The 20,249-nt window shown below is 38.3% G+C and carries 23 protein-coding genes and 1 riboswitch; of the genes, 12 read left to right on the top strand and 11 right to left on the bottom strand.

What is annotated here, in order from left to right; all coding sequences use genetic code 11:
* Nucleotides 1-13: 13 nt before the first annotated feature.
* The 9 genes from modC to moaA form a co-directional block, all read right to left on the bottom strand.
* A complete protein-coding gene (gene modC, locus H4J75_RS01615; protein WP_182221163.1) occupies nucleotides 14-1,102 on the bottom strand; it encodes a molybdenum ABC transporter ATP-binding protein in 1,089 nt (362 codons plus the stop codon).
* Nucleotides 1,102-1,803: a molybdate ABC transporter permease subunit gene (gene modB / locus H4J75_RS01620; protein ID WP_182221164.1), complete on the bottom strand. Its 702-nt coding sequence runs from the start codon at nucleotides 1,801-1,803 to the stop codon at nucleotides 1,102-1,104. Before modB ends, modC begins: the two co-directional genes overlap by 1 nt.
* Nucleotides 1,796-2,593, bottom strand: coding sequence for a molybdate ABC transporter substrate-binding protein (modA, locus tag H4J75_RS01625; RefSeq protein WP_259364643.1), 798 nt, complete (start codon nucleotides 2,591-2,593; stop codon nucleotides 1,796-1,798). Before modA ends, modB begins: the two co-directional genes overlap by 8 nt.
* 11 nt (nucleotides 2,594-2,604) lie before the next feature.
* A complete protein-coding gene (gene moaE / locus H4J75_RS01630; protein WP_070374822.1) occupies nucleotides 2,605-3,081 on the bottom strand; it encodes a molybdopterin synthase catalytic subunit MoaE in 477 nt (158 codons plus the stop codon).
* Nucleotides 3,082-3,091: 10 nt separating this feature from the next.
* Nucleotides 3,092-3,340: a molybdopterin converting factor subunit 1 gene (gene moaD, locus H4J75_RS01635; protein ID WP_182213240.1), complete on the bottom strand. Its 249-nt coding sequence runs from the start codon at nucleotides 3,338-3,340 to the stop codon at nucleotides 3,092-3,094.
* 3 nt (nucleotides 3,341-3,343) lie between these two features.
* Entirely contained in the window at nucleotides 3,344-3,883 is a 540-nt protein-coding gene (moaC, locus tag H4J75_RS01640) for a cyclic pyranopterin monophosphate synthase MoaC (RefSeq protein ID WP_070374824.1), read from the bottom strand.
* On the bottom strand, nucleotides 3,883-4,425 hold the full coding sequence (moaB, locus tag H4J75_RS01645; protein WP_182213237.1) for a molybdenum cofactor biosynthesis protein B: 543 nt from the start codon (nucleotides 4,423-4,425) through the stop codon (nucleotides 3,883-3,885). The genes moaC and moaB overlap by 1 nt, the downstream gene beginning before the upstream one ends.
* 57 nt (nucleotides 4,426-4,482) lie before the next feature.
* Nucleotides 4,483-5,136: a molybdenum cofactor guanylyltransferase gene (locus H4J75_RS01650; protein ID WP_182221165.1), complete on the bottom strand. Its 654-nt coding sequence runs from the start codon at nucleotides 5,134-5,136 to the stop codon at nucleotides 4,483-4,485.
* 1 nt (nucleotide 5,137) lies between these two features.
* Complete coding sequence (gene moaA, locus H4J75_RS01655) at nucleotides 5,138-6,109, bottom strand: GTP 3',8-cyclase MoaA (protein ID WP_182213234.1); 972 nt, start codon at nucleotides 6,107-6,109, stop codon at nucleotides 5,138-5,140.
* A riboswitch (molybdenum cofactor riboswitch) is annotated at nucleotides 6,096-6,246 on the bottom strand. Its footprint overlaps the gene before it by 14 nt.
* A gap of 229 nt (nucleotides 6,247-6,475) precedes the next feature.
* Between moaA and moeA the strand changes: the two genes are divergently transcribed.
* The 12 genes from moeA to ung all read left to right on the top strand — a co-directional run bounded on the left by moeA (nucleotide 6,476) and on the right by ung (nucleotide 19,456).
* The gene (moeA, locus tag H4J75_RS01660) at nucleotides 6,476-7,711 is read left to right on the top strand and encodes a molybdopterin molybdotransferase MoeA (RefSeq protein WP_182221248.1); all 1,236 of its coding nucleotides are present in this window, start codon (nucleotides 6,476-6,478) and stop codon (nucleotides 7,709-7,711) included.
* Nucleotides 7,712-7,746: 35 nt separating this feature from the next.
* Complete coding sequence (locus H4J75_RS01665; RefSeq protein WP_182221166.1) at nucleotides 7,747-8,445, top strand: alpha/beta fold hydrolase; 699 nt, start codon at nucleotides 7,747-7,749, stop codon at nucleotides 8,443-8,445.
* Between the two features lie 21 nt (nucleotides 8,446-8,466).
* Nucleotides 8,467-9,882 carry an ATP-dependent RNA helicase DbpA gene (gene dbpA / locus H4J75_RS01670; RefSeq protein ID WP_182213229.1) on the top strand — a complete coding sequence of 472 codons (1,416 nt, stop codon included), beginning with the start codon at nucleotides 8,467-8,469 and terminating at the stop codon, nucleotides 9,880-9,882.
* Nucleotides 9,883-10,058: 176 nt separating this feature from the next.
* The gene (locus H4J75_RS01675) at nucleotides 10,059-10,424 is read left to right on the top strand and encodes a YebG family protein (RefSeq protein ID WP_070374830.1); all 366 of its coding nucleotides are present in this window, start codon (nucleotides 10,059-10,061) and stop codon (nucleotides 10,422-10,424) included.
* Nucleotides 10,425-10,479: 55 nt separating this feature from the next.
* Nucleotides 10,480-11,193 (top strand): M48 family metallopeptidase, encoded by a 714-nt coding sequence (locus tag H4J75_RS01680; protein ID WP_182213227.1) that lies wholly within the window; start codon nucleotides 10,480-10,482, stop codon nucleotides 11,191-11,193.
* Nucleotides 11,194-11,719: 526 nt separating this feature from the next.
* Complete coding sequence (locus H4J75_RS01685) at nucleotides 11,720-12,085, top strand: response regulator (protein ID WP_070374832.1); 366 nt, start codon at nucleotides 11,720-11,722, stop codon at nucleotides 12,083-12,085.
* Nucleotides 12,082-12,690, top strand: a complete 609-nt coding sequence (locus H4J75_RS01690) for a chemotaxis protein (protein ID WP_182213225.1) — start codon at nucleotides 12,082-12,084, stop codon at nucleotides 12,688-12,690. Before H4J75_RS01685 ends, H4J75_RS01690 begins: the two co-directional genes overlap by 4 nt.
* A complete protein-coding gene (locus H4J75_RS01695) occupies nucleotides 12,691-13,638 on the top strand; it encodes a sensor domain-containing diguanylate cyclase (RefSeq protein ID WP_182213223.1) in 948 nt (315 codons plus the stop codon).
* Between the two features lie 323 nt (nucleotides 13,639-13,961).
* A complete protein-coding gene (gene thrA / locus H4J75_RS01700) occupies nucleotides 13,962-16,418 on the top strand; it encodes a bifunctional aspartate kinase/homoserine dehydrogenase I (protein WP_182221167.1) in 2,457 nt (818 codons plus the stop codon).
* Nucleotides 16,418-17,365, top strand: a complete 948-nt coding sequence (gene thrB, locus H4J75_RS01705; protein WP_182221168.1) for a homoserine kinase — start codon at nucleotides 16,418-16,420, stop codon at nucleotides 17,363-17,365. Before thrA ends, thrB begins: the two co-directional genes overlap by 1 nt.
* 39 nt (nucleotides 17,366-17,404) lie before the next feature.
* Entirely contained in the window at nucleotides 17,405-18,700 is a 1,296-nt protein-coding gene (thrC, locus tag H4J75_RS01710) for a threonine synthase (RefSeq protein WP_070374836.1), read from the top strand.
* Nucleotides 18,701-18,766: 66 nt separating this feature from the next.
* On the top strand, nucleotides 18,767-19,456 hold the full coding sequence (ung, locus tag H4J75_RS01715) for a uracil-DNA glycosylase (RefSeq protein WP_182221169.1): 690 nt from the start codon (nucleotides 18,767-18,769) through the stop codon (nucleotides 19,454-19,456).
* A 75-nt stretch (nucleotides 19,457-19,531) separates the two neighbouring features.
* On the opposite strand, the gene rmf is transcribed toward ung, so the two are convergent.
* The gene (gene rmf, locus H4J75_RS01720) at nucleotides 19,532-19,708 is read right to left on the bottom strand and encodes a ribosome modulation factor (RefSeq protein WP_070374838.1); all 177 of its coding nucleotides are present in this window, start codon (nucleotides 19,706-19,708) and stop codon (nucleotides 19,532-19,534) included.
* 245 nt (nucleotides 19,709-19,953) lie between these two features.
* Nucleotides 19,954-20,196 (bottom strand): DUF3820 family protein, encoded by a 243-nt coding sequence (locus tag H4J75_RS01725; protein ID WP_070374839.1) that lies wholly within the window; start codon nucleotides 20,194-20,196, stop codon nucleotides 19,954-19,956.
* Nucleotides 20,197-20,249 lie beyond the last annotated feature (53 nt).

Raw genomic sequence — 20,249 nt, forward strand, 5'->3', positions numbered from 1 at the left:
TTCCTAAAGAAAGTTAACGCAGTGAACGTACTGCATTCGCTTTAAATTGAATAAATATACTTTGACCCAGCATTAACGATAAGCGCTTAGCCGACCAAGTCGTAATGGTGACAAAAAAGGGTTGTGCTGAGCAATTAACCGTTATTAGCATTTGAGCATTAGCGCCATCAGACGATATGATATGACTAATTGCTGTTATTTCGCCATGTAAGTGATTAACAATAGAGCTTTCGATAGGTTCATGTAAAGTAATGCTAATATCACTAGCGGCAATAATGCAGCGCACTTTTTTCTTTTTGTCTGATGGGTTGTCACAAGCAATAAATATTTGTTGCTCGCCTAAACGTAAACTTGTTAAGCCGTATTCGGGTAAATGCTCTTTCACCATCAATGATAAGCTGGTTTGATGCAATATTTCGTTATTGGTGGTTAGTTGATGAATAACGTGGTGAATATCACCATGATGACTCACTTTTCCTGAAGAAATAACTAATAGCTTATCGGCCAGTTGTTGAAGCTCATCTAAAGAATGGCTGACATATAACATTGGTAAATCAAGCTGCCTCTTGACCCTGTCGAGTAAAGCTAACAAGATAATTTTATTTTTATCGTCAAGTGCACTCAAGGGCTCATCAAGTAATAACAATCTTGGCTCAGCTAATATCGCACGCGCTAATGCAACACGCTGTTGCTCACCCCCAGAGAGTTGAGTAACCGCTTTATCGAGCAAGCTTTCAAGCTGGGTGAGTTCAACTATTTCTGCAAAACTTAAGCGACAATTCTTATGTCGCTTTTGCCCAAAACGTAGGTTTTCTTCGACATTTAAATGAGGAAACAAGCGACTATTTTGAAAAACTAAACCTATGCGACGTTGATGTGGCGCAACAAACGTTTTTTCCTCGCTATTAAATAAGTATTCATCATCAAGTAATACCTTGCCATGTGCTTGTTGTTCTAATCCGGCGATCACTTTCAATAAGGTTGATTTTCCAGAGCCAGAATGACCAAAAATCCCTGTGATACCGGTTAAAGATATTTTGTCATCAATTGTTAATGAAAACTCGTCATGCTCAACGGTGAAATTTAGTGCTAGCTCAGCCATTAATTAAACCTCTTTGATTTAACTCGTTTATTTTTAGCAGGCCGATTCAGTAAATAAATTAAAGATAATAGAACAAGCGATGAGATAACTAAACTTATTGAAATAAGGTGTGCTTGTGCATAATCGAACGCTTCAACATGATCGAACAAGGCAATTGACAGCACACGGGTTTCACCTGGAATATTACCGCCAATCATTAAGACCACACCAAATTCACCAACCGTATGAGCAAAGCCTAAACTGGCTGCGGTAATAAAACTGGCTTTAGTCATTGGCATAACAACAGTAAAAAATCGATCGAAAGCGCTAGCACCAAGCATAGCTGCTGCTTCTAATAAGTCATCGCCCAATTGCTCAAATGCCTTTTGTAATGGTTGCACAACAAAGGGTAAAGAGTATAAAACAGAGCCAATAACAATAGCAGAGAAGCTAAACGCTAGTTGTTGACCGGTTGCCTGTTGCCAAATTTGTCCTGGAAGGTATTGTGGAGAAAACAACAATAATAAATAAAATCCCAGTACTGTCGGTGGTAGCACTAAAGGTAAAGCCACTAATGCTTCAATAAAAACTTTCGAACGGCTTTTCATTTTAGCGAGATACCAAGCGAGTGGCGTGCCAATTAACATTAAAATAACCGTGGTTAAGCCCGCCATTTTTAATGTAGTGATCAGCGCCAGCATATCTGGGTGGGTATTACTCATTGGCATTGATCTCATTCGACGATGCATAACCTGATTCAGTAATAAACTGTTGAGCTTGCTTACTCATCAACAAGGTAACAAAACGTTCGGCTTGGGCTATTTTTTTACTGTGCTTTAAAATAACTAATTGCTGTTTTATTGGTTGATGTAAATGTGAGGGGATCAATACTCCCTTAAAATTATTGAGCACTAATTGACTATTACTGACAATGCCTAAGTTTACCGCTTGCGAACGTGTTTGCTGAAACGTTTGGCCAATATTAATTCCTTGAATTAATCGGTCTTTATAATCATCCCAACGTTGTAAATTTTCTAATACTTGCTTAGCAGCCTTACCGTAGGGCGCAATCCTGGGGTTAGCAATGGCAAGACGATGTTTATTATTATTAAGGGCTACCAAGAGATCGCTGTCAATATTACCCTTTGCAGACCAGAGAGCTAGCTGCCCAAAAGCATAGGTTTGCAGACTTCCACTCACCGCTAAGCCGCTTGTTGATAATAATTGTGGTCGTTCACTGTCAGCAGATAAAAACACATCAAAAGTAGCGCCATGTTCAATTTGTAGAAATAAAGTACCACTGGATGCCGCGATAAGAATTGGTGATAAAAATTGTTTTTGATTTGAATTAAAGCGAGCTAGTAACTGTTTTAATGTCGGTGCAAAATTCGAAGCAACGGCAATGCGCAAGGGTGCTTCATTCTCACTTGCCGTGTCTTTAGCCGCAACTAAAGTTATCGGTAACATAAGTAGCGCTATCAATAAAAAACGAGTAGATATACTCGCCAGCATTAATGCCAAAGCTATTTACTCCACGCCTGTGCTTTTTCTTTATCACTGGCTTTCGCTGCTAACCAGGTTTCACCAAGTTCAGTGAGTTCTTTTTTCCAAAATGGCGCGGCCACTTTTAAAAAATCCATAATAAATTCATTAGCAGCAAATGCATCTTGACGATGTTTACTAGTTACACCAACAAAAACAATTTGTTCACCTATGGCTAACTGGCCGATTCGGTGAATGACTTTTACACGGCCAATATCCCAGCGTTTTTTTGCCGTATCAATGATTTCAGCTAATAGCTTTTCAGTCATATCAGGGTAGTGCTCAAGGAATAATCCTTTAACTTTCAAACCCAAGTTATTATTGCGCACTCGACCACTGAAGGTAACAACGGCACCATCTTCAACATTATCATTCTCTAACAGATTAACTTCAACACCGTGATCAAAGTCTTCGGTTTGAATACTGATCTCTGGGTACTTATTATTGAGACTCGCCATATTAACTATTTTATCCTCCGGTGACGGGTGGAAAGAAAGCCACTTCGTCTCCTGCTTTCACCAAAAAATCATTATTAACCATTTGATGATTAACCGCACAAAGTAATGAATTATTGGTGAGGTAATGTTGCCAATCATTATTTTTTTCACCTAACGCCACTTTAACTTCAGCGACGGTAGTGGCAAGGTCAGCACTTATTTCAGTACCCGCAGAGCCGAGCTGTTCTCGCAACGCGGCAAAAAATATTACTTTGATCATAGCTTATCCTTTATTCTTTGAATCTTCTAAAGCTTGCTCTGCTTTTGCTTGCCAAGAGCCTGATTTACCCCCTTCCTTAGTCATTACACGAATACCGTGAATTTCCATTAAAGGGTCAGCGGCTTTACACATATCAAATAATGTTAAACACGCAACAGCAACCGCTGTTAGGGCTTCCATTTCGACACCCGTTTGTCCGGTTAGTTTACATAAACTTGTCACATGCACTTGGCTACGTTCTTCATCGATGGTGAAATCAACATTTACTTTAGTTAACATCAACGGATGACAAAGAGGAATTAAATCACTGCACTTTTTTGCTGCTTGAATACCTGCAATGCGAGCGACAGAAAATACATCACCCTTTTTATTATCACCTTGGGTAATTAACGACAAGGTATGTGCCGACATTTGGATATAACCTTCGGCCGTCGCAGACCGTGACGTCAGCGCTTTATCGGTGACATCAACCATATTTGCTTCACCACGTTTGTTGACATGGCTTAAGGCGCTAACATGGTTATTATTTGCTAAAGTAGTCATTAGTCGCGCGTCTCACAAACTTCTGCCATTTTTAAATGAGGTACAAAATTACAAGGGCGATGGCTCGCATCAAGTTGCTCTCTAATGAGTTTATCCCAAGCAGTACGACAGGCATTAGTTGAGCCCGGCACACATAAAATAACTGTGCTATTAGCAATGCCGCCAAACGCTCGCGACTGAATTGTCGACGTGCCAATTTCATCAAGCGAAATAGCCCGGAAAACTTCACCAAAACCTTCGACATTTTTATCAAATAAAGGTACCAAGGCTTCAGGAGTATTATCACGAGCAGTAAATCCGGTGCCGCCGGTCGAAATTATCGCTTGGACATTATCGTCAGCAATCCATTTTGAAACAATGGCGCGTAGTTGATAAACATCATCTTTAACAATCACTTTATCGGCAAGTTTATGACCCGCTTCAGTTAAGCGTTCAACAAGTACTTGCCCTGAGGTGTCATTTGATTCATCACGGGTATCAGAAACAGTTAATACCGCAATTGATAAGGGAATAAAAGCGTTACCGCTATGTAAAGAGCTCATGATTTTTCCTAAATTTTATTAGTTTTCTGTTGATTGTTAAATAAAAAACGCAAAAATTCACACAGAAAAGCGTTGCTGCGCTTGTTGCCATTCTTGCGGTGTATTGGTATTAAATAAACACTGTGGTGACTTTACAGCTAAAACTTGATGTGGCACTTGTGCAAACATCGAACGAATAGACGGACCATTTTTCTTAGGGTTATTTTTTTCGCTTAACCCACCTTTATTACCTTGCAAATACTGGAGAAAATGCGTGGTAAAGAATTGCTCAACAAAAGCATTGTTAGGTAAATAAAGTGGTAAAAAATGATCAGAAAAAAAGCAGGCTTTTTGAGCTAACTCACCTTTTATTTTTAACTGCGCAAGTGTTTCCTTGGTCATTAAAGGTAAATCAACCGGTAATATCAATAATGATTTAGGTTGGTATTTTTTAATAACACTGTAAATACCCCCCATTGGGCCAAGTTCTGCAAATTGGTCAGTAACAAAATTTTCGCTGTTAACATCAGCCCCATCAATGTTTCCACTGACGACAATGTTATTTATACCAATATTTTTCAGCAAGTTCTTACTAAAATTGAGCATATTTTCTTTGCCATTTACTGCCGTCTTATTACGCATTAACAAAGCTTTATTGCTACCCATACGAGAAGATTTCCCACCCGCTAGCACTACGCCTAAACATCCTTGATTCAACAAAGCTGCATTCATCTTAGCCACCCAACATCGCAAGGTTTTTGGTGGCACCGGTGAGTTTATCTTGCAGAAAATGTGTGGCTTTTTTATCGGTCATCATCGCGCGAATCTGTGCTTTCAATGGCTCAATATCATCTTGCTGTAAATACTCTTTTAACGGTAAACCTTCTTCGGTAAATAAGCATAAATGTAATTTACCTAATGAACTTACCCGCAAACGATTACAAGTATTACAAAAGTCTTTACTGTACGGCATAATTAAACCGATTTTACCCTGATAATCAGGATGATAAAACTCTTGTGCTGGGCCTGCTGCTTTATCATTAACTACAGGTAACCAACCATCTAATATTAAATTTTGCTTAATACGTGCACCTTGTACATGTTGTGCATCAAAAAATTCTTGGTTATCACCCGTTTGCATTAATTCAATAAAGCGCAAAGTCACCGGAGTCACTTTCAGCCAATCAAGAAAGGTTTTAATGTCGTGACCATTGTATTCGCGCATTAATACGGTATTAATTTTAATTGTTGCACGACCATCTGCCAACGCCATATCTATGCCTTTTAAAATATGGGGTAACTTATTATGACCGGTGATTGAATGGAACATGCGCGGGTCAAGACTATCAATACTGATATTAATCGCGTCAATTCCAGCATCTAGCCAGCCTTGCAGATGTTCAGGTAATTTATAACCATTAGTGGTTATCGCGACTTTTTTAATACCGGGCGTTTGCTTACAAGCAGCAATAATCTCAGGTAAATCTTTACGCAATGAAGGTTCGCCACCGGTAATACGGATTTTCTCTGTACCCATTTGAGCAAAAGCGTTGGCAACACGCTTAATTTCGTCAAAGGATAGAAAATCACGATCATGGTCACATGAATAACCATCAGGCAAGCAATAGGTGCAACGGAAGTTGCAAACGTCAGTAATAGAGAGGCGCAAGTAATAAAACTTGCGACCGAAGTTGTCTGTTAACATCTCACCTTTCCAAATGTAGGGAGGCTAACAAGTTTCCCTGTTAACCCTGGTGGTTATAGCAAAATTACTATTAACCACGGCTTAAATAGCATTCTAAAAAAAGATTTAGCTAGAAAAGCTCGGCGAATAATTCATTTAATGAATACAAGTATAGTAAACTATTTCACTATTAAAATACGGCTAGACGATAAGTAATTTTGATTTGCATCAAAAAGTCATCACTTTACACGTATTATTGATGAGTAAATTTACGTCATAATAACGTATTCCTATGCCGTTAAGTAAATTGCAATAGACGCGAATGGGAATAACAAGCAGGCGGTGCTAATTTGCCGTGTAAAAATAAATATAAAAGAAGAGTTACTTATGGTTGATTGTTGTTCTGCTCCTGGATTATTACCTTTCGAACAAGCGATGGAAAAAATGTTGTCGGCGATTACGCCGATCGATAAAACTGAGTCGGTTTCTTTGGCATTGGGTTTAAATCGTGTGCTAGCTCGCAACATTTCGAGCCCATTAAATGTTCCTCCTCATCATAATTCAGCCATGGACGGTTATGCCTTTAAATGGGCAAGTTTACAAACGACCGATACATTAACTATGATTGGCCGGTCAATGGCTGGCGCGCCTTTTCAAGGTGAATGTAAAATCGGTGAATGTATTCGTATAATGACAGGTGCAAAATTACCAAGTTGTTGTGATACCGTTGAAATGCAAGAGAACTGCCAAGCAAAAGATACCGGCATTACATTCCTAGAAAACCGAGAATTTAACGATAACATTCGCTTTACCGGTGAAGATATCGCAATAGACCAACCCGTTTTTAGCCGAGGTAAAAAACTTTCGGCGATAGATATTGGTGTACTGGCATCTTTAGGTGTACCAACAGTAGAAGTCTATCGTAAAATTACTGTTGCAGTATTAGCAACCGGCGATGAATTAAAATCTCCGGGCGAAGTCCTTAATGACGGTGATATTTATGAAAGTAATAGCCATGCATTAATTGCGATGTTGACTAAGCTGAATGTTACGGTGATTAATTTTGGTATTATCGCTGACGATGAACAAGCAATACGCACTGCATTTGAACAAGCCGATCAGCAAGCCGATGTTGTAATTTCCTCAGGAGGTGTTTCTGTAGGTGACGCCGATTATACTAAGTTGATACTTGAACAATTAGGCGAAATTGGTTTTTGGAAAATAGCCATGAAACCCGGTAAGCCTTTTGCTTTTGGAAAATTACCTAATAGTTACTTTTTTGGCTTACCCGGCAACCCTGTTTCAGCCTTGGTCACCGCACATCAATTGGCAGTACCTGCATTATTAAAATTACAGCATGCTCAAGCTAAAAAGTTACCGCTATTAAAAGTAAAAACAGCCACCCAATTAAATAAGCGCGCCGGACGCATGGACTTTCAACGGGCGATATTGTCAACCAATCACCAAGGCGAGATGATAGTTACCAGTACAGGTAGTCAAGGCTCAGGAATTTTAACCAGCATGTCGACGGCCAACTGTTATATTGTTTTACCGGCAAACCAAGGCAACGTTCCCGCTAATGAAATGGTTAACGTGCAACTATTTGATGATGTTATTCAGTAGCGTTATCTATTTTTAGCTTGTTATGAACACACAATATGACGATTAAAATATATTGCCTACCGGGTACCATGTGCGATCAACGTCTGTGGCAGGCTTGCATCACTTACTTACCTGAAAATGTGGAGCTTATCCACATTGCCATCCCCGTGGAAAATAGTATTGATAAAATAGTCACTGCGCTTGAACAAAAATTCCCAGTAGGAAAAATAAATTTAGCGGGTTTTTCTTTAGGGGGATATATCGCGTCGGCTTTTGCGCTGAAATATCCTAATAAAATTAACAAACTACTGCTTATTTCTAATATGTCTTATTTGTTGCCACCTGCTCAATTAAAAGAGCGCAGCCGCACGATTGCTTATGTTAAATTGCATGGTTACTCAGGCATCACCAGCAAACGTATAACTGCCCTGCTGCATGCAAGCAAACACAACAATCAAGGCATCATTAACTGTATTCGAGCAATGGATATTGAGTTGGGTAAGGATACACTTATCCATCAATTAACAGTGACCACCCAACGCGAGAATTTATTAGTAAAACTTCCTACGCTTGCCATCCCGATTCAGTTCTTAATTGGTGATAATGACTCGCTGGTTAAGTTAACGCGCATTACCGCTATTTTAACGCAATCGCCGCTGATTTCTTTAATAACACTTGCCGACACCGGCCATATGTTACCGCTTGAACAACCAGAAAAGTGTGCTGGCAATATGATTCGTTTTTTTATCGAGTAATAAGCATTTAAACAAGGTAAAATGACGTATTATTTTTATGCCAAGGAATTCCCGTTGAGCCAGCTTAGTTTTTCCACCTTACAACTCAAACCTGAGTTAATTCAAAATTTAGAGTCTATGGGTTATCAACAGATGACCGACATTCAAGCCCAAAGCTTGCCAACTATTATTGCCGGTGGTGACGTTATTGCCCAAGGTAAAACAGGCTCTGGTAAAACCGCTGCCTTTGGCCTAGGTGTTTTAGAAAAACTAGACGTAAAACGTTTTCGTATTCAAACACTGATCCTTTGTCCAACACGTGAATTAGCCGACCAAGTAGCGAAAGAAATTCGTAAATTGGCCCGTGCCATCCATAACATAAAAATATTGACCCTTTGTGGCGGTATGCCTTTTGGCCCGCAAGTCGGTTCTTTAGAGCATGGTGCTCATATCATTGTTGGCACGCCAGGAAGAATTGAAGATCATTTAGGTAAAGGCACATTGAAATTAGACGATGTGAATATGCTAGTGCTCGATGAAGCCGACCGTATGCTAGAAATGGGCTTCCAAGCCTCCGTTGACTTTATTATTAGCCAAATTCCTCAACAACGACAAACCTTATTATTTAGTGCAACTTACCCGGCAGAAATTGCCGATATTGCTAAAAAAATAATGCAATCACCGACCAAGGTAACCGTTGAGGGGAATCACGAAGAAAGCACCATATCACAGCATTTTTATAAGGTAGAGAATGACAGCGAGCGTATCGACGGTATCCGTTTATTGTTATTAAAGCATCAACCCGAATCAAGCATCGTTTTTTGTAACACCAAAAAAGACGTACAAATTGTTGTCAATGAACTACGTAATTACGGTTTTAATGTTCAAGATTTACATGGCGATTTAGAGCAAAGAGATCGTACCGAAGTATTAGTTCGCTTTGCCAATAAGAGTATTTCAATTTTAGTCGCCACCGATGTTGCCGCGCGTGGTTTAGACATTGATGCGCTAGATGCAGTATTTAATTATCATATCGCTCGTGATAGCGAAATTCATGTACACCGTATTGGCCGCACAGGCCGAGCGGGTAGCACAGGTATTGCTTGTTCTTTTTTCAGTGAAAAAGAAAGTTACAAAATAGGTTTATTAGAAGATTACCTTGACCGAACTATCGAAGGCGAATTACTGCCAGACGCTAGTGTATTAAACGCCTCGGTGTATTCTCCGAAAATGGCAACAATACAAATAGATGGCGGTAAAAAGCAAAAAGTACGTGCGGGCGATATCCTTGGCGCTCTAACTGGCGATAAAACTATTTCAGCTAGCGAAGTGGGAAAAATTCAATTATCAGATAACTGGGCTTATGTAGCTGTAAGTCGAAAGTTTGCCAAACAAGCCTTTAAAAAACTTAGTGATGGCAAGTTAAAAGGTCGTAAATTTAGAGTAAGATTACTATAGTTACTATCGGTTAAAACAGTATTTATCAATAACGAGGTTTTATAAAATGATTGTATTTTAATGAAAACCTCGTATGATACTGTTGTTTTGTACAGTTAATTTTGATTGTATAAGCGGTTTTAAATCGTATATGATAAAACCATCAAGCGTAATATTGATCCTATAAGGGAAAAAAAATGGCAGTTGAAAGTCGATTTGTCGTCATTAGACAAGGTGTGGAGGTAGAAACATTCATGGATAAAAAAGCAGCAGACGAGTATGACAAAATGCTTGATATGGCTGACAGCTTAGCCGAGATGTTTGAAGCCAGCAGCTTTAATATTGATGAAAAAGTGCGTGAAGAACTCTGTATTTATCTAGCTAAGAATCGTGAAGATGTGCTTGTTGCTTTGCAAGCTAAGAAAGCTAAGCCAGAGACTGCTGCTAAAAAGAACGTTACAGCACCAGTTGAAACAGTAAATAGCACTGACTCGTCGCCAGAAATTGAAGCAACAGCAAAAGTAAAAGCGCCACGTAAGGCTAAAGCGAGCACAAGTAAATAAAGTGCGCTGTACTGGTTTGAATTTATCTTTACTTAACACTAGATAATATTGAATTATGTTGTCATATCAGCTCATTCGTAGCGTTAAAAGAAAAACGGTTGGCTTACAAGTTAAGCACGGAAAAATTATAATCCGTGCGCCAAAATATGTTTCTGAAGATGATATAGCGAACATTGTTAAATCAAAAAGCCTTTGGCTGCACAGAAAAATTGCCGAGCAAAACGCACAACCTGCCACTCAAAATAATCATTATCAAAAAGATAGCCAATTGCTTATTAATGGCGAACTTAAAACACTTGATATTCATTATGGTCTATTTCCAGAAATAACGCTTCATCAAGATATCATCATAGCGACTCTCGCTAGTAAATTAAAAATCAAAGTAGCTGATGATATAAAGAACCAAGATAAATATGTAAAGCAACAACTTGAAGCTTGGTTAAAGCAGCAAACTTATGCTTATATTGATGAAAACTTATCTCATTATGCGGAAAAAATTGGTGTTTTACCCAAATCGTTTAAAGTCAGATTATATAAGTCTAGATGGGGCAGCTGTAATAGTAGAAGTGAACTGAGTTTCAGTTCTTTATTAGCCATGACGCCTAAATGGATTATCGATTATGTAATAGTTCACGAGCTTTGTCATCTTAGGCACATGAATCATTCAACTAAGTTTTGGCAATTAGTTGCGCTTAACTACCCTAACTACGCTTCAGCTAAAACGTGGTTAAAATCCCACCAAAACCAATTACAATGGCCGACTCTTTAATGGTCATAATATCCTCGTAGGGGATAAATGAGCGAACAAATAAATCTTTTTATAAAGAAGATAAAATCAATTCAGTATTAGACTAATAAAATTATCAACAATTTCTTCAACTTACATTATATTGTGGCACGAATATCGCTTAGTATTTGAATACTAATTTAAATTCACAGGATATGACAATTTATTAGCCATTGTTATAATCAATAGATGAAGAGATAAATGATGAAATTCAAAACATACAGCTGGAAAGCTATTGCGATTTATACCCTTTCGACAATAATGTCTATCGTGTTAATTAACCTAATAATCACCTTCTAATTAGGTAAAAAAATAAAAGTATCACGGCAAAATTATCACTAATTTTTGACCGTATTATTATTAGCTTGTTGTTATATTGTGCAATTATTAGAGAGATCGTCATTAAAAGCATAAAAAATCAGCATTTTGTACTTTATTAATTAACAGTACCGCTTATTTAAGGTAGATTAACGCCATAAAATAAAAAAAATAAAGGATTACCCATTACATGAGCTTTTCAGTTCTTGTTTGTGATGACTCTAATATGGCCCGTAAACAAGTTTTACGTAGCTTACCAGAGCAACTATCAGCTAATGCACAATTAGCAAAAAATGGTCAAGAAGCTGTTGAACTTTTACGCAGTCAAGTATTTGACATTCTATTTCTAGACCTCACCATGCCTGTTCTAGATGGCTTAGGTGTACTCCAAACCCTAAAAGATGAAAACATTACACCGGCAATTTTTGTTATATCAGCCGATATACAACCAGAAATGCAAAGTAAAGTACTTGAACTCGGTGCCAAAGCTTTTTTACGTAAACCAGTTGAATTAGAAGTCCTTAACACTAACCTAAGAAATCATGGTTTTTTATGAGCAACCTCAACTTAAATGAAGATCAGCAAGATTGTTTACAAGAAATAATTAATGTTGCTATGGGTCAAGCAAGTGACCAACTTGCCCGATACTTAAATACCTTTGTTTATTTAAAAGTACCTAGTATTGAACAAGTCAGTACGCTAAGCCTGCTTAACTCGTTAAACAGTGATGAAAATTCTGCTGCGGTAGTAAGTCAAGGCTTCTTTGGTTACGAAGGCATTCGCGGTGAAGCACTGCTTATGTACAAGCCAAAAGATTCTGATCGACTTGCAGATTTACTGGGCTATGAGCCTGATGAATTATCTGTTGAAGAACAAATTATCGACTTAAGCTCTATTTTAACCACCACCTTCTTAAATGTTTTTGCTAAACAAATAGATAATCAAATGTCTTACAGTGCGCCGCGTTTATTAGCGGGTTCACAAAGTGCAATATCCGATCATCTTGCCCAACAATCATTTAATTGGGACTTAGCTTTAAAAGTTAAAATAACTTATCAAGTTACTGATTATTCATTTAATTGCGATATGGTTTTGTTTATTCCTGAGTCAGCAATTATTAATATAAAAACAGTTATTGACAGAATTTTGGAAGAGTTCTAAATGCTTGCTGATGATATTTGTCCTGATATTGCCAACAAATTAAATACCGGTATTCTCATCATAGATAGTCAATACAATATCGTATTTTGGAATCGGTATTTACAAATTCATGCTAACAAAAAGCCTGAAAATGTTATCGGACAAGATATTTTTATTGTCTTTCCTGAGCTGCCAGAAAAGTGGTTCAAAAGAAAAATTGAAAGTGTCTTTCAACTAAAAACCCAGTCTTTTTGCTCATGGGAACAAAGACATCACCTTTTTGAATTGCCTCATACCCGCCCTATGACGACAGACAGTCACTTTATGGCTCAAAACTGTACCTTTTTGCCGCTTGAAAATAAAGAGGCTAACGAGCACGTTTGTATTCTTATCGAAGATGTTACCGATGTATGCCATTACCAAAGTAAGCTAAACAAAACACTTGAAGAGCTTGCACAGGCCAATCGTATCGATGGCTTAACACAAGTCTTTAACCGCAAGCATTGGGAAGAGTGTCTCGAAAAAGAATTTTCGCGCGCACGTCGTTATCAGCATGGTTTAGCGCTTATTATGTTCGATTTAGATCATTTCAAATTACTTAATGATACTTACGGACATTTAGGTGGCGACATAGTATTAATAGAAACCGCTAAAGTGATCAGTGAACTACTGCGCTTAGGTGACTTATTCGGTCGCTATGGCGGTGAAGAGTTTGCAATTATTCTGCCTAATACCGATCTTGTTGGCGCTTTAGATGTTGCTGAGCGGATCCGTGTTGCGATCAGCAAAAATATCATTAACTTTCAAGAAGTCGAAATAAATGTTACCGCCAGTGTTGGTGTTGCAGTCATCACCGAAGCAGACACCCGTTATGAAGACTTAATATCCCGCACAGACCTTGCCTTATATGACGCTAAGGCTTCTGGAAGAAACATAGTTTGCGCTGCAAAAGAGACTATTCCAGCCTAAAAAACTGAATATATTCGCTTTATTATCCAAATAAAACCCTCTTACTGCTTATTTATGAATAAAATATAACTTTTTATTCATAAATAACTATTGACAGTAAAACACTGCTCAGGCATTTTATAACCATGAAAACATTTGTCCGTCGTATTACCATTATTATTATCACTACCACCCTCAATGGGATGGTTGTCATCGGCTGACGTGTAAAAAACACATAAATAAAAGCCCGTGACCCCTTAGGTTCCGGGCTTTTTTTTGTTTTAAGGTTTTAATCATTGCAAGTTCTTTGGCTCGCAAAGAATTTACAATAAAAAGGAAGTAAAATGCGTGTATTAAAGTTTGGCGGTTCATCTCTAGGGTCAGCAGAACGTTTTGTGCAAGTTGCCAAAATTATAGCTGACAAAAGTAACGATTCTGCCGTTGCCGTCGTTGTTTCCGCCCCACAAGGCGTAACCAACCATTTAGTGGCTATGGCAGAGAATATTAGTGATGAAATAAAATTACAGAATGATTTAGAACACTTCAGAAAAGCTATTATAACCATTATTGATGATCTTGGTGCCAGCTTACCAAAATTCAGCCCATTACATGCAGAGCAAGTCCTTATAAACTGGGAGCATAAGCTTTCACGTTATCTACAGGGTGCGACTATGTTGTCTTATTGCCCGGATCATATCCGCGCTATAATTATCAGCATAGGTGAGCGTTTAAGTGTTGCCTTGCTCGAATCAGTGTTGAACGCACAAAGTATTAAAACGTCTGTTATTGAACCAGAAAAATTTTTAATCACCAATGATGCGTCTCTTAATGCAGTCGCTGATTTAGTCTTATCAAAAGAAAACTTCGAAAACCATTACAACAATCTCAATAAAGTTGCCTTAATGCCGGGTTTCATCGGTGTTAACAAACAAGGGCAAGTAACGACGCTTGGCCGCAATGGTTCTGATTACTCTGCCGCTGTTCTCGCGGTTTGTGCTCAAGCTGAGTGTTGTGAAATATGGACGGATGTTGATGGTGTGTTTAACGCAGATCCTCGTCTAATAAAGGAAGCAAAATTACTTGATTATTTGTCGTATCAAGAAGCGATGGAGCTTTCATATTTTGGTGCTAGCGTGCTACACCCAAAAACGATTGGCCCCATCGCTCAATTTCATATTCCTTGTTTGATTAAAAATACCGGTAATCCTGCTGCGCCAGGAACCTTAATATCTAACGAGGATGATCAAACTAAAAAAGTTAAAGCGATATCTAATCTTGATGATTTAACCATGGTCAATGTATCAGGACCGGGCATGAAAGGCATGGTTGGCATGGCCAGTCGTGTATTTGCCACTATGAGTCAAGAAAAAATTTCTTTAGTCTTAATTAGCCAGTCTTCCAGCGAATACTGTATCAGTTTTTGTATTCACACCAGCGATGCTGAATTAGCCGAACTAAGCTTACAACAAGAGTTCGAACTAGAGTTACTCAATGGTTTACTTGAACCGTTGAAGTTACAACATGAATTATCGATTATTTCTTTAGTTGGTGACGGTATGCATCATCAACAAGGAGTTGCTGCTAAGTTTTTCAGTTCATTAGCCCAAGCGCGTGTCAATGTCATCGCTATTGCCCAAGATTCGTCAGAGCGTAGTATTTCTGTTGTGGTAGAAAAACGTAAATGTACTGATGCAATGAAAGTCAGTCATCAAAATTTCTTCACCCACAAACCCACTATTGATGTATTCCTTGTTGGCTGTGGTGTCGTTGGTAGCGAGCTTCTTGCGCAAATTGCTCGTCAACAACCTAAGCTTAAAAAGCAAAATATTTCTTTAAAGGTGTATGGTATTGCTAACAGTAAAGGTATGGTTTTTAATACTGAAGGTATTGATTTAGATAACTGGCAAGCAGAAATGAAAAGTGACGCTGTTCCAGTAAATGTTGAAAACATCAAGGCTTTTGTCCGCGAGAATCATCTGATTAATCCGGTATTAGTCGACTCAACATCTAGTGAGTCTTTAGCGATGAGCTATGTAGAGTACCTTGAAGAGGGTTTTAATATTGTAACGCCAAATAAAAAAGCCAATACTGACTCTTGGCAATACTATCAAGCGTTGCGCAGTGCAGCACAGAAGTCTAACCGTCGCTTCTTATATGAAACAACAGTTGGTGCTGGCTTACCCGTAATTGATACCTTACAAAGCTTGCTAAAAGCGGGTGATGAATTAGTACGTTTTGAAGGGATATTGTCTGGTTCACTTTCCTATATGTTTGGAAAACTAGAAGAAGGTATGACCGTTTCTCAAGCCACCGCTATCGCCAAAGAAAATGGCTTTACCGAGCCTGACCCTCGTGACGATTTAAGCGGTATGGACGTAGCGCGTAAATTGTTAATCATGGCGCGTGAAGCAGGAATACCGCTTGAGTTATCAGATATCTCTATAGAATCAGTGTTACCTGCAAACTTTGATGCGAGTGGTGATGTCAGTGAATTTATGAAGAACTTAGCGAAAATAGATGATGAATTTTCTCAACGAGTAAAAGTCGCAAAAGCTGAAGGTAAAGTTTTACGTTATATCGGCAATATAGTTCATGGAAAATGTAAAGTTGCCATTGAAGCTGTTGCCAATGATCATCCACTTTATAGTGTTAAAGATGGTGAAAATGCGTTGGCAATACATAGCCGTTATTACCAACCACTACCGTTTGTATTACGCGGTTATGGCGCAGGTGCTGCGGTTACCGCCGCCGGTGTGTTTGGTGATCTATTAAGAACATTAGCATGGGAGCAACAGCACTAATGACTATATCTGTTTTTGCTCCCGCATCAATAGGCAACCTAAACGTTGGCTTTGATGTTTTAGGTCTAGCGGTTAAGCCCATTGATGGTACTTTGTTAGGTGATGTAGTTACTATAGAGTTAGCCACAGAGAATAAGCTGATTGTGATTGGTGAATTTGCCAATAAACTACCGGGTAAGGCCACAGACAATATTGTTTGGCATTGTCTAGAGCTATACAACCTAGCACTTGAAAAAGCGCAACAAGCGGTTAAAAAAGTACAACTAACACTAGATAAAAAGATGCCGGTTGGCAGTGGTTTGGGCTCAAGTGCTTGTTCTGTAGTCGCAGCTCTGGTCGCACTCAATGAATTCTATCAGCAATATTTTGATGAAAAAACACTGTTATTTATGATGGGTCAAATGGAGGCAAAAATAAGTGGCAGTTTGCATTACGACAATGTCGCACCATGTTATTTAGGTGGTTTGCAATTAATGGTGCCAGACAAACAGCTTATTAGCCAGAGTTTGCCCCTATTTGATAATTGCTACTACGTAATGGCTTACCCAGGTATTAATGTCTCAACGAAAGCTGCGCGCGATGTTTTACCCAAGCAATACAGTCGTGCTGACGCCATTACTTTCGGACAAAATTTAGCAACTTTTGTTGATGCTTGCCACCGTAATGATAAACAACAAGCATTTTCAGTACTCAAAGATGTACTTGCAGAGCCTTATCGTCAGCACTTGTTACCAAAATTTATCGAAGCTAAAGACTATTTAAGCGCTCAAGGTCATTTAGCTGTAGGCATTTCAGGATCAGGGCCTACCTTATTTTGTGTCTGTGATTCGCTTGAAAAAGCCCAAGATAGCGCGCTTTGGTTACAAAAAAATTATTTACAAACAGACTCAGGTTTTGTTCATGTCTGTCAGGTTGACTTAACGGGTGCTGAGAGATTGCCCGCTTAATCACTTTATTAAAAATACCAAATTTATTAGGAATATGTTGTGAAATTTTATAATTTAAAAGAAAACGATGAACAAGTCAGTTTTGCTGGTGCGGTTAAGCAAGGACTAGGAAAAAATCAGGGACTCTTTTTTCCTGAAACAATCCCAGTGTTAGATAATATCGATGAATTACTCGCTATGCCTTTAGTTGAAAGAAGTGTACATGTCCTCTACCCGTTTGTAGAAGGTGATTTAACTAAAGCGCAATTAACTGAGATTGTGACCAGTGCTTTTAACTTTCCAGCACAAATTCAACCCATCAATAAAGACAGAGCTATATTAGAGCTTTTTCATGGTCCAACACTCGCCTTTAAAGATTTTGGCGCGCGTTTTATGGCTAAATGTTTGCAAGTTTTTAGCAAAGATAAAAAGATCACTATATTAACGGCGACCTCAGGTGACACGGGCGCGGCGGTTGCTCATGCTTTTCATAACATTGAAAATATTCGTGTGGTGATCTTATATCCGAAAGGAAAAATCAGCCTGCTACAAGAAAAAATGTTTACGACCTTAGGCGGCAATATTGAAACACTCGCTATTGACGGGAGTTTTGATGATTGTCAGGCGTTAGTTAAAAAGTCATTCGATGATAGAGAGCTAGCTACTACTATAGGTTTAAATTCAGCTAACTCAATAAATATCAGCCGCTTATTAGCTCAGGTATGTTACTACTTTGAAGGGTTTGCACAGTTATCTCGTCAAAAGTGTAAAAGCGAATTAAACGATGTTGTGGTATCGATTCCCAGTGGTAACTTTGGTAACTTAACCGCTGGTTTATTTGCTAAAGCACTCGGTTTACCGATAAAAAGATTTATTGCGGCAACAAATGCCAACGATACTGTGCCTCGTTACCTAAAAACAGGTGAGTGGACGCCTAATGCTACTGTAGCGACAATTTCAAATGCTATGGATGTTAGCGATCCAAACAACTGGCCTCGCGTTGAACATATGCTAAAGTCTGGCATAGTTCCTAGCGATTGTATTAGTTCAGTTTCAATTGATGAAGAACAAACACAGTCAACTGTTTTACAGTTAGCCAAGCTGGGTTACATCAGTGAACCACATGCAGCCGTTGCCTATAAAGCGTTACAGTACAATGCAGATGAAGGTGAATTTGGTGTATTTTTAGGCACCGCACACCCAGCAAAATTCAAAGAGGTGGTTGAAAGTATTTTAGGACAACCAATCGGTTTACCAAAAGAGCTTGCTGACTGCGCCAGCGAAACCATTTTATCAAAAGATATGGCCGCTAACTTTAGCGACTTACGTGATTATTTATTATTAAACGATCACTAATTTCGTTCAGTTAAAAACACGTTTATAATGGTCGTTAATTTAGATTAACGGCCATTTTTATACCTCATGATAAATCAAAATATTAAGCCGCAATGGCAACAACTTATTAATCAAGAACAAGCCAAGCCATATTTCATTGAACTAAACCAAGTAATTTCTCAACAACGAGCAAAGGGCGAAGTTATATTTCCTGCGCAAAACGATATTTTTAATGCTTTTTGTTATCAAGATATTAAAGACACTAAAGTGGTTATATTAGGGCAAGATCCCTACCACGGTGAAGATCAAGCTCACGGACTCGCTTTTTCTGTGCAACCCGGCATTAAAGTCCCACCTTCATTAGTCAATATTTATAAAGAGCTTGTTAATGAGTTTGCTGACTTTAATAAGCCAAGCCACGGTTGCTTAACGCAGTGGGCAGAGCAAGGGGTGTTATTACTGAATACGGTTTTAACCGTCAAACAAGCACAGGCTCATTCTCATGCTAAGTTAGGTTGGGAAACCTTTACTGATGCAGTAATAAAGCACATTAATCAAGAAAGTAGCGGTTGTGTATTCTTACTTTGGGGAGCTCATGCGCAAAAGAAAGGAAAAAACATTAATACCGAAAAGCATTTTGTATTAAACGGGCCACATCCTTCACCTTTATCGGCATATCGCGGTTTTTATGGCTGTCAGCATTTCTCAAAAACCAACCAATGGTTACAATCAAAAAATATGACTCCGATAAACTGGCAGTTGCCTGAACAAGCATAAGGTTAACTAAAAAAAGATACAGCCCTTAGTAAACATCAGCAAAGGGCTCCTTTTTATTAAAAATAAGATGTTAACTTATAACTTGAATAGTCCTAGATTTTTATCCGTTAACGCATCACGCCAACCCCCTAGCCATTCTGATTTTGCATCTGTATTTTGATAAGGACATTTTTCTTTTGTTTTTCCGGTGAGGCCTGCTTTATAACCATTGGAATGTGCTCTGCCTAGACGATCTCTTTTCTTTGTTTGCATCGATAACTCTCCATCATTGTCTTGGTGATACTTATTAATACTTGTCGAATAAAACAGCAGTCGACAATTCAGTTAAGAATAAGCAAGAGGCTAAATCAAGTAAAATTACGATTAAAAAGTGTTCGACAGTTAATGATTGAGAGCTCAGAAATCCTAATTATAAGATTAAATAAATAAAACAATTTGTTAGCAACAAGCGTTATTACCTATGATTATTAAAAGTTATTTTTATATAAAAAATTATTTTAATGTTGTGGAATACCTAAGCGACTTGAGCGTAACAGTGGTTCTAACATGCCTTCAAGACCATTGAGTTTTATTTCGTAAATTAATTCAAGTTGCTGTCCTAGCTTACCTTCAGGAAAACCTTTTGATTTAAACCACACTAAGTAAGGCTCTGGCAATTTTAGTAAGGGTCTACCTGCATATTTTCCAAAAGGCATTATTTGATTTACAGCATCGAGCAAAGCTTGTTGATCTGAAAACATAGTTTCTCTATTTATTAAATTTTCTTGTCGGGATAATAACTCAAAACCTTTTA

The sequence above is a fragment of the Colwellia sp. BRX10-1 genome, assembly GCF_014077545.1.
GTDB lineage: Bacteria > Pseudomonadota > Gammaproteobacteria > Enterobacterales > Alteromonadaceae > Colwellia_A.

Excerpts from the sequence above, each read along its gene's own strand:
- modC (WP_182221163.1), bottom strand. The coding sequence starts at position 1,102 with ATGGCTGAGCTAGCACTAAATTTCACCGTTGAGCATGACGAGTTTTCA.
- modB (WP_182221164.1), bottom strand. The coding sequence starts at position 1,803 with ATGAGTAATACCCACCCAGATATGCTGGCGCTGATCACTACATTAAAA.
- modA (WP_259364643.1), bottom strand. The coding sequence starts at position 2,593 with ATGCTGGCGAGTATATCTACTCGTTTTTTATTGATAGCGCTACTTATG.
- moaE (WP_070374822.1), bottom strand. The coding sequence starts at position 3,081 with ATGGCGAGTCTCAATAATAAGTACCCAGAGATCAGTATTCAAACCGAA.
- moaD (WP_182213240.1), bottom strand. The coding sequence starts at position 3,340 with ATGATCAAAGTAATATTTTTTGCCGCGTTGCGAGAACAGCTCGGCTCT.
- moaC (WP_070374824.1), bottom strand. The coding sequence starts at position 3,883 with ATGACTACTTTAGCAAATAATAACCATGTTAGCGCCTTAAGCCATGTC.
- moaB (WP_182213237.1), bottom strand. The coding sequence starts at position 4,425 with ATGAGCTCTTTACATAGCGGTAACGCTTTTATTCCCTTATCAATTGCG.
- H4J75_RS01650 (WP_182221165.1), bottom strand. The coding sequence starts at position 5,136 with ATGAATGCAGCTTTGTTGAATCAAGGATGTTTAGGCGTAGTGCTAGCG.
- moaA (WP_182213234.1), bottom strand. The coding sequence starts at position 6,109 with ATGTTAACAGACAACTTCGGTCGCAAGTTTTATTACTTGCGCCTCTCT.
- moeA (WP_182221248.1), top strand. The coding sequence starts at position 6,476 with ATGGTTGATTGTTGTTCTGCTCCTGGATTATTACCTTTCGAACAAGCG.
- H4J75_RS01665 (WP_182221166.1), top strand. The coding sequence starts at position 7,747 with ATGACGATTAAAATATATTGCCTACCGGGTACCATGTGCGATCAACGT.
- dbpA (WP_182213229.1), top strand. The coding sequence starts at position 8,467 with ATGACGTATTATTTTTATGCCAAGGAATTCCCGTTGAGCCAGCTTAGT.
- H4J75_RS01675 (WP_070374830.1), top strand. The coding sequence starts at position 10,059 with ATGGCAGTTGAAAGTCGATTTGTCGTCATTAGACAAGGTGTGGAGGTA.
- H4J75_RS01680 (WP_182213227.1), top strand. The coding sequence starts at position 10,480 with ATGTTGTCATATCAGCTCATTCGTAGCGTTAAAAGAAAAACGGTTGGC.
- H4J75_RS01685 (WP_070374832.1), top strand. The coding sequence starts at position 11,720 with ATGAGCTTTTCAGTTCTTGTTTGTGATGACTCTAATATGGCCCGTAAA.
- H4J75_RS01690 (WP_182213225.1), top strand. The coding sequence starts at position 12,082 with ATGAGCAACCTCAACTTAAATGAAGATCAGCAAGATTGTTTACAAGAA.
- H4J75_RS01695 (WP_182213223.1), top strand. The coding sequence starts at position 12,691 with ATGCTTGCTGATGATATTTGTCCTGATATTGCCAACAAATTAAATACC.
- thrA (WP_182221167.1), top strand. The coding sequence starts at position 13,962 with ATGCGTGTATTAAAGTTTGGCGGTTCATCTCTAGGGTCAGCAGAACGT.
- thrB (WP_182221168.1), top strand. The coding sequence starts at position 16,418 with ATGACTATATCTGTTTTTGCTCCCGCATCAATAGGCAACCTAAACGTT.
- ung (WP_182221169.1), top strand. The coding sequence starts at position 18,767 with ATGATAAATCAAAATATTAAGCCGCAATGGCAACAACTTATTAATCAA.
- rmf (WP_070374838.1), bottom strand. The coding sequence starts at position 19,708 with ATGCAAACAAAGAAAAGAGATCGTCTAGGCAGAGCACATTCCAATGGT.
- H4J75_RS01725 (WP_070374839.1), bottom strand. The coding sequence starts at position 20,196 with ATGTTTTCAGATCAACAAGCTTTGCTCGATGCTGTAAATCAAATAATG.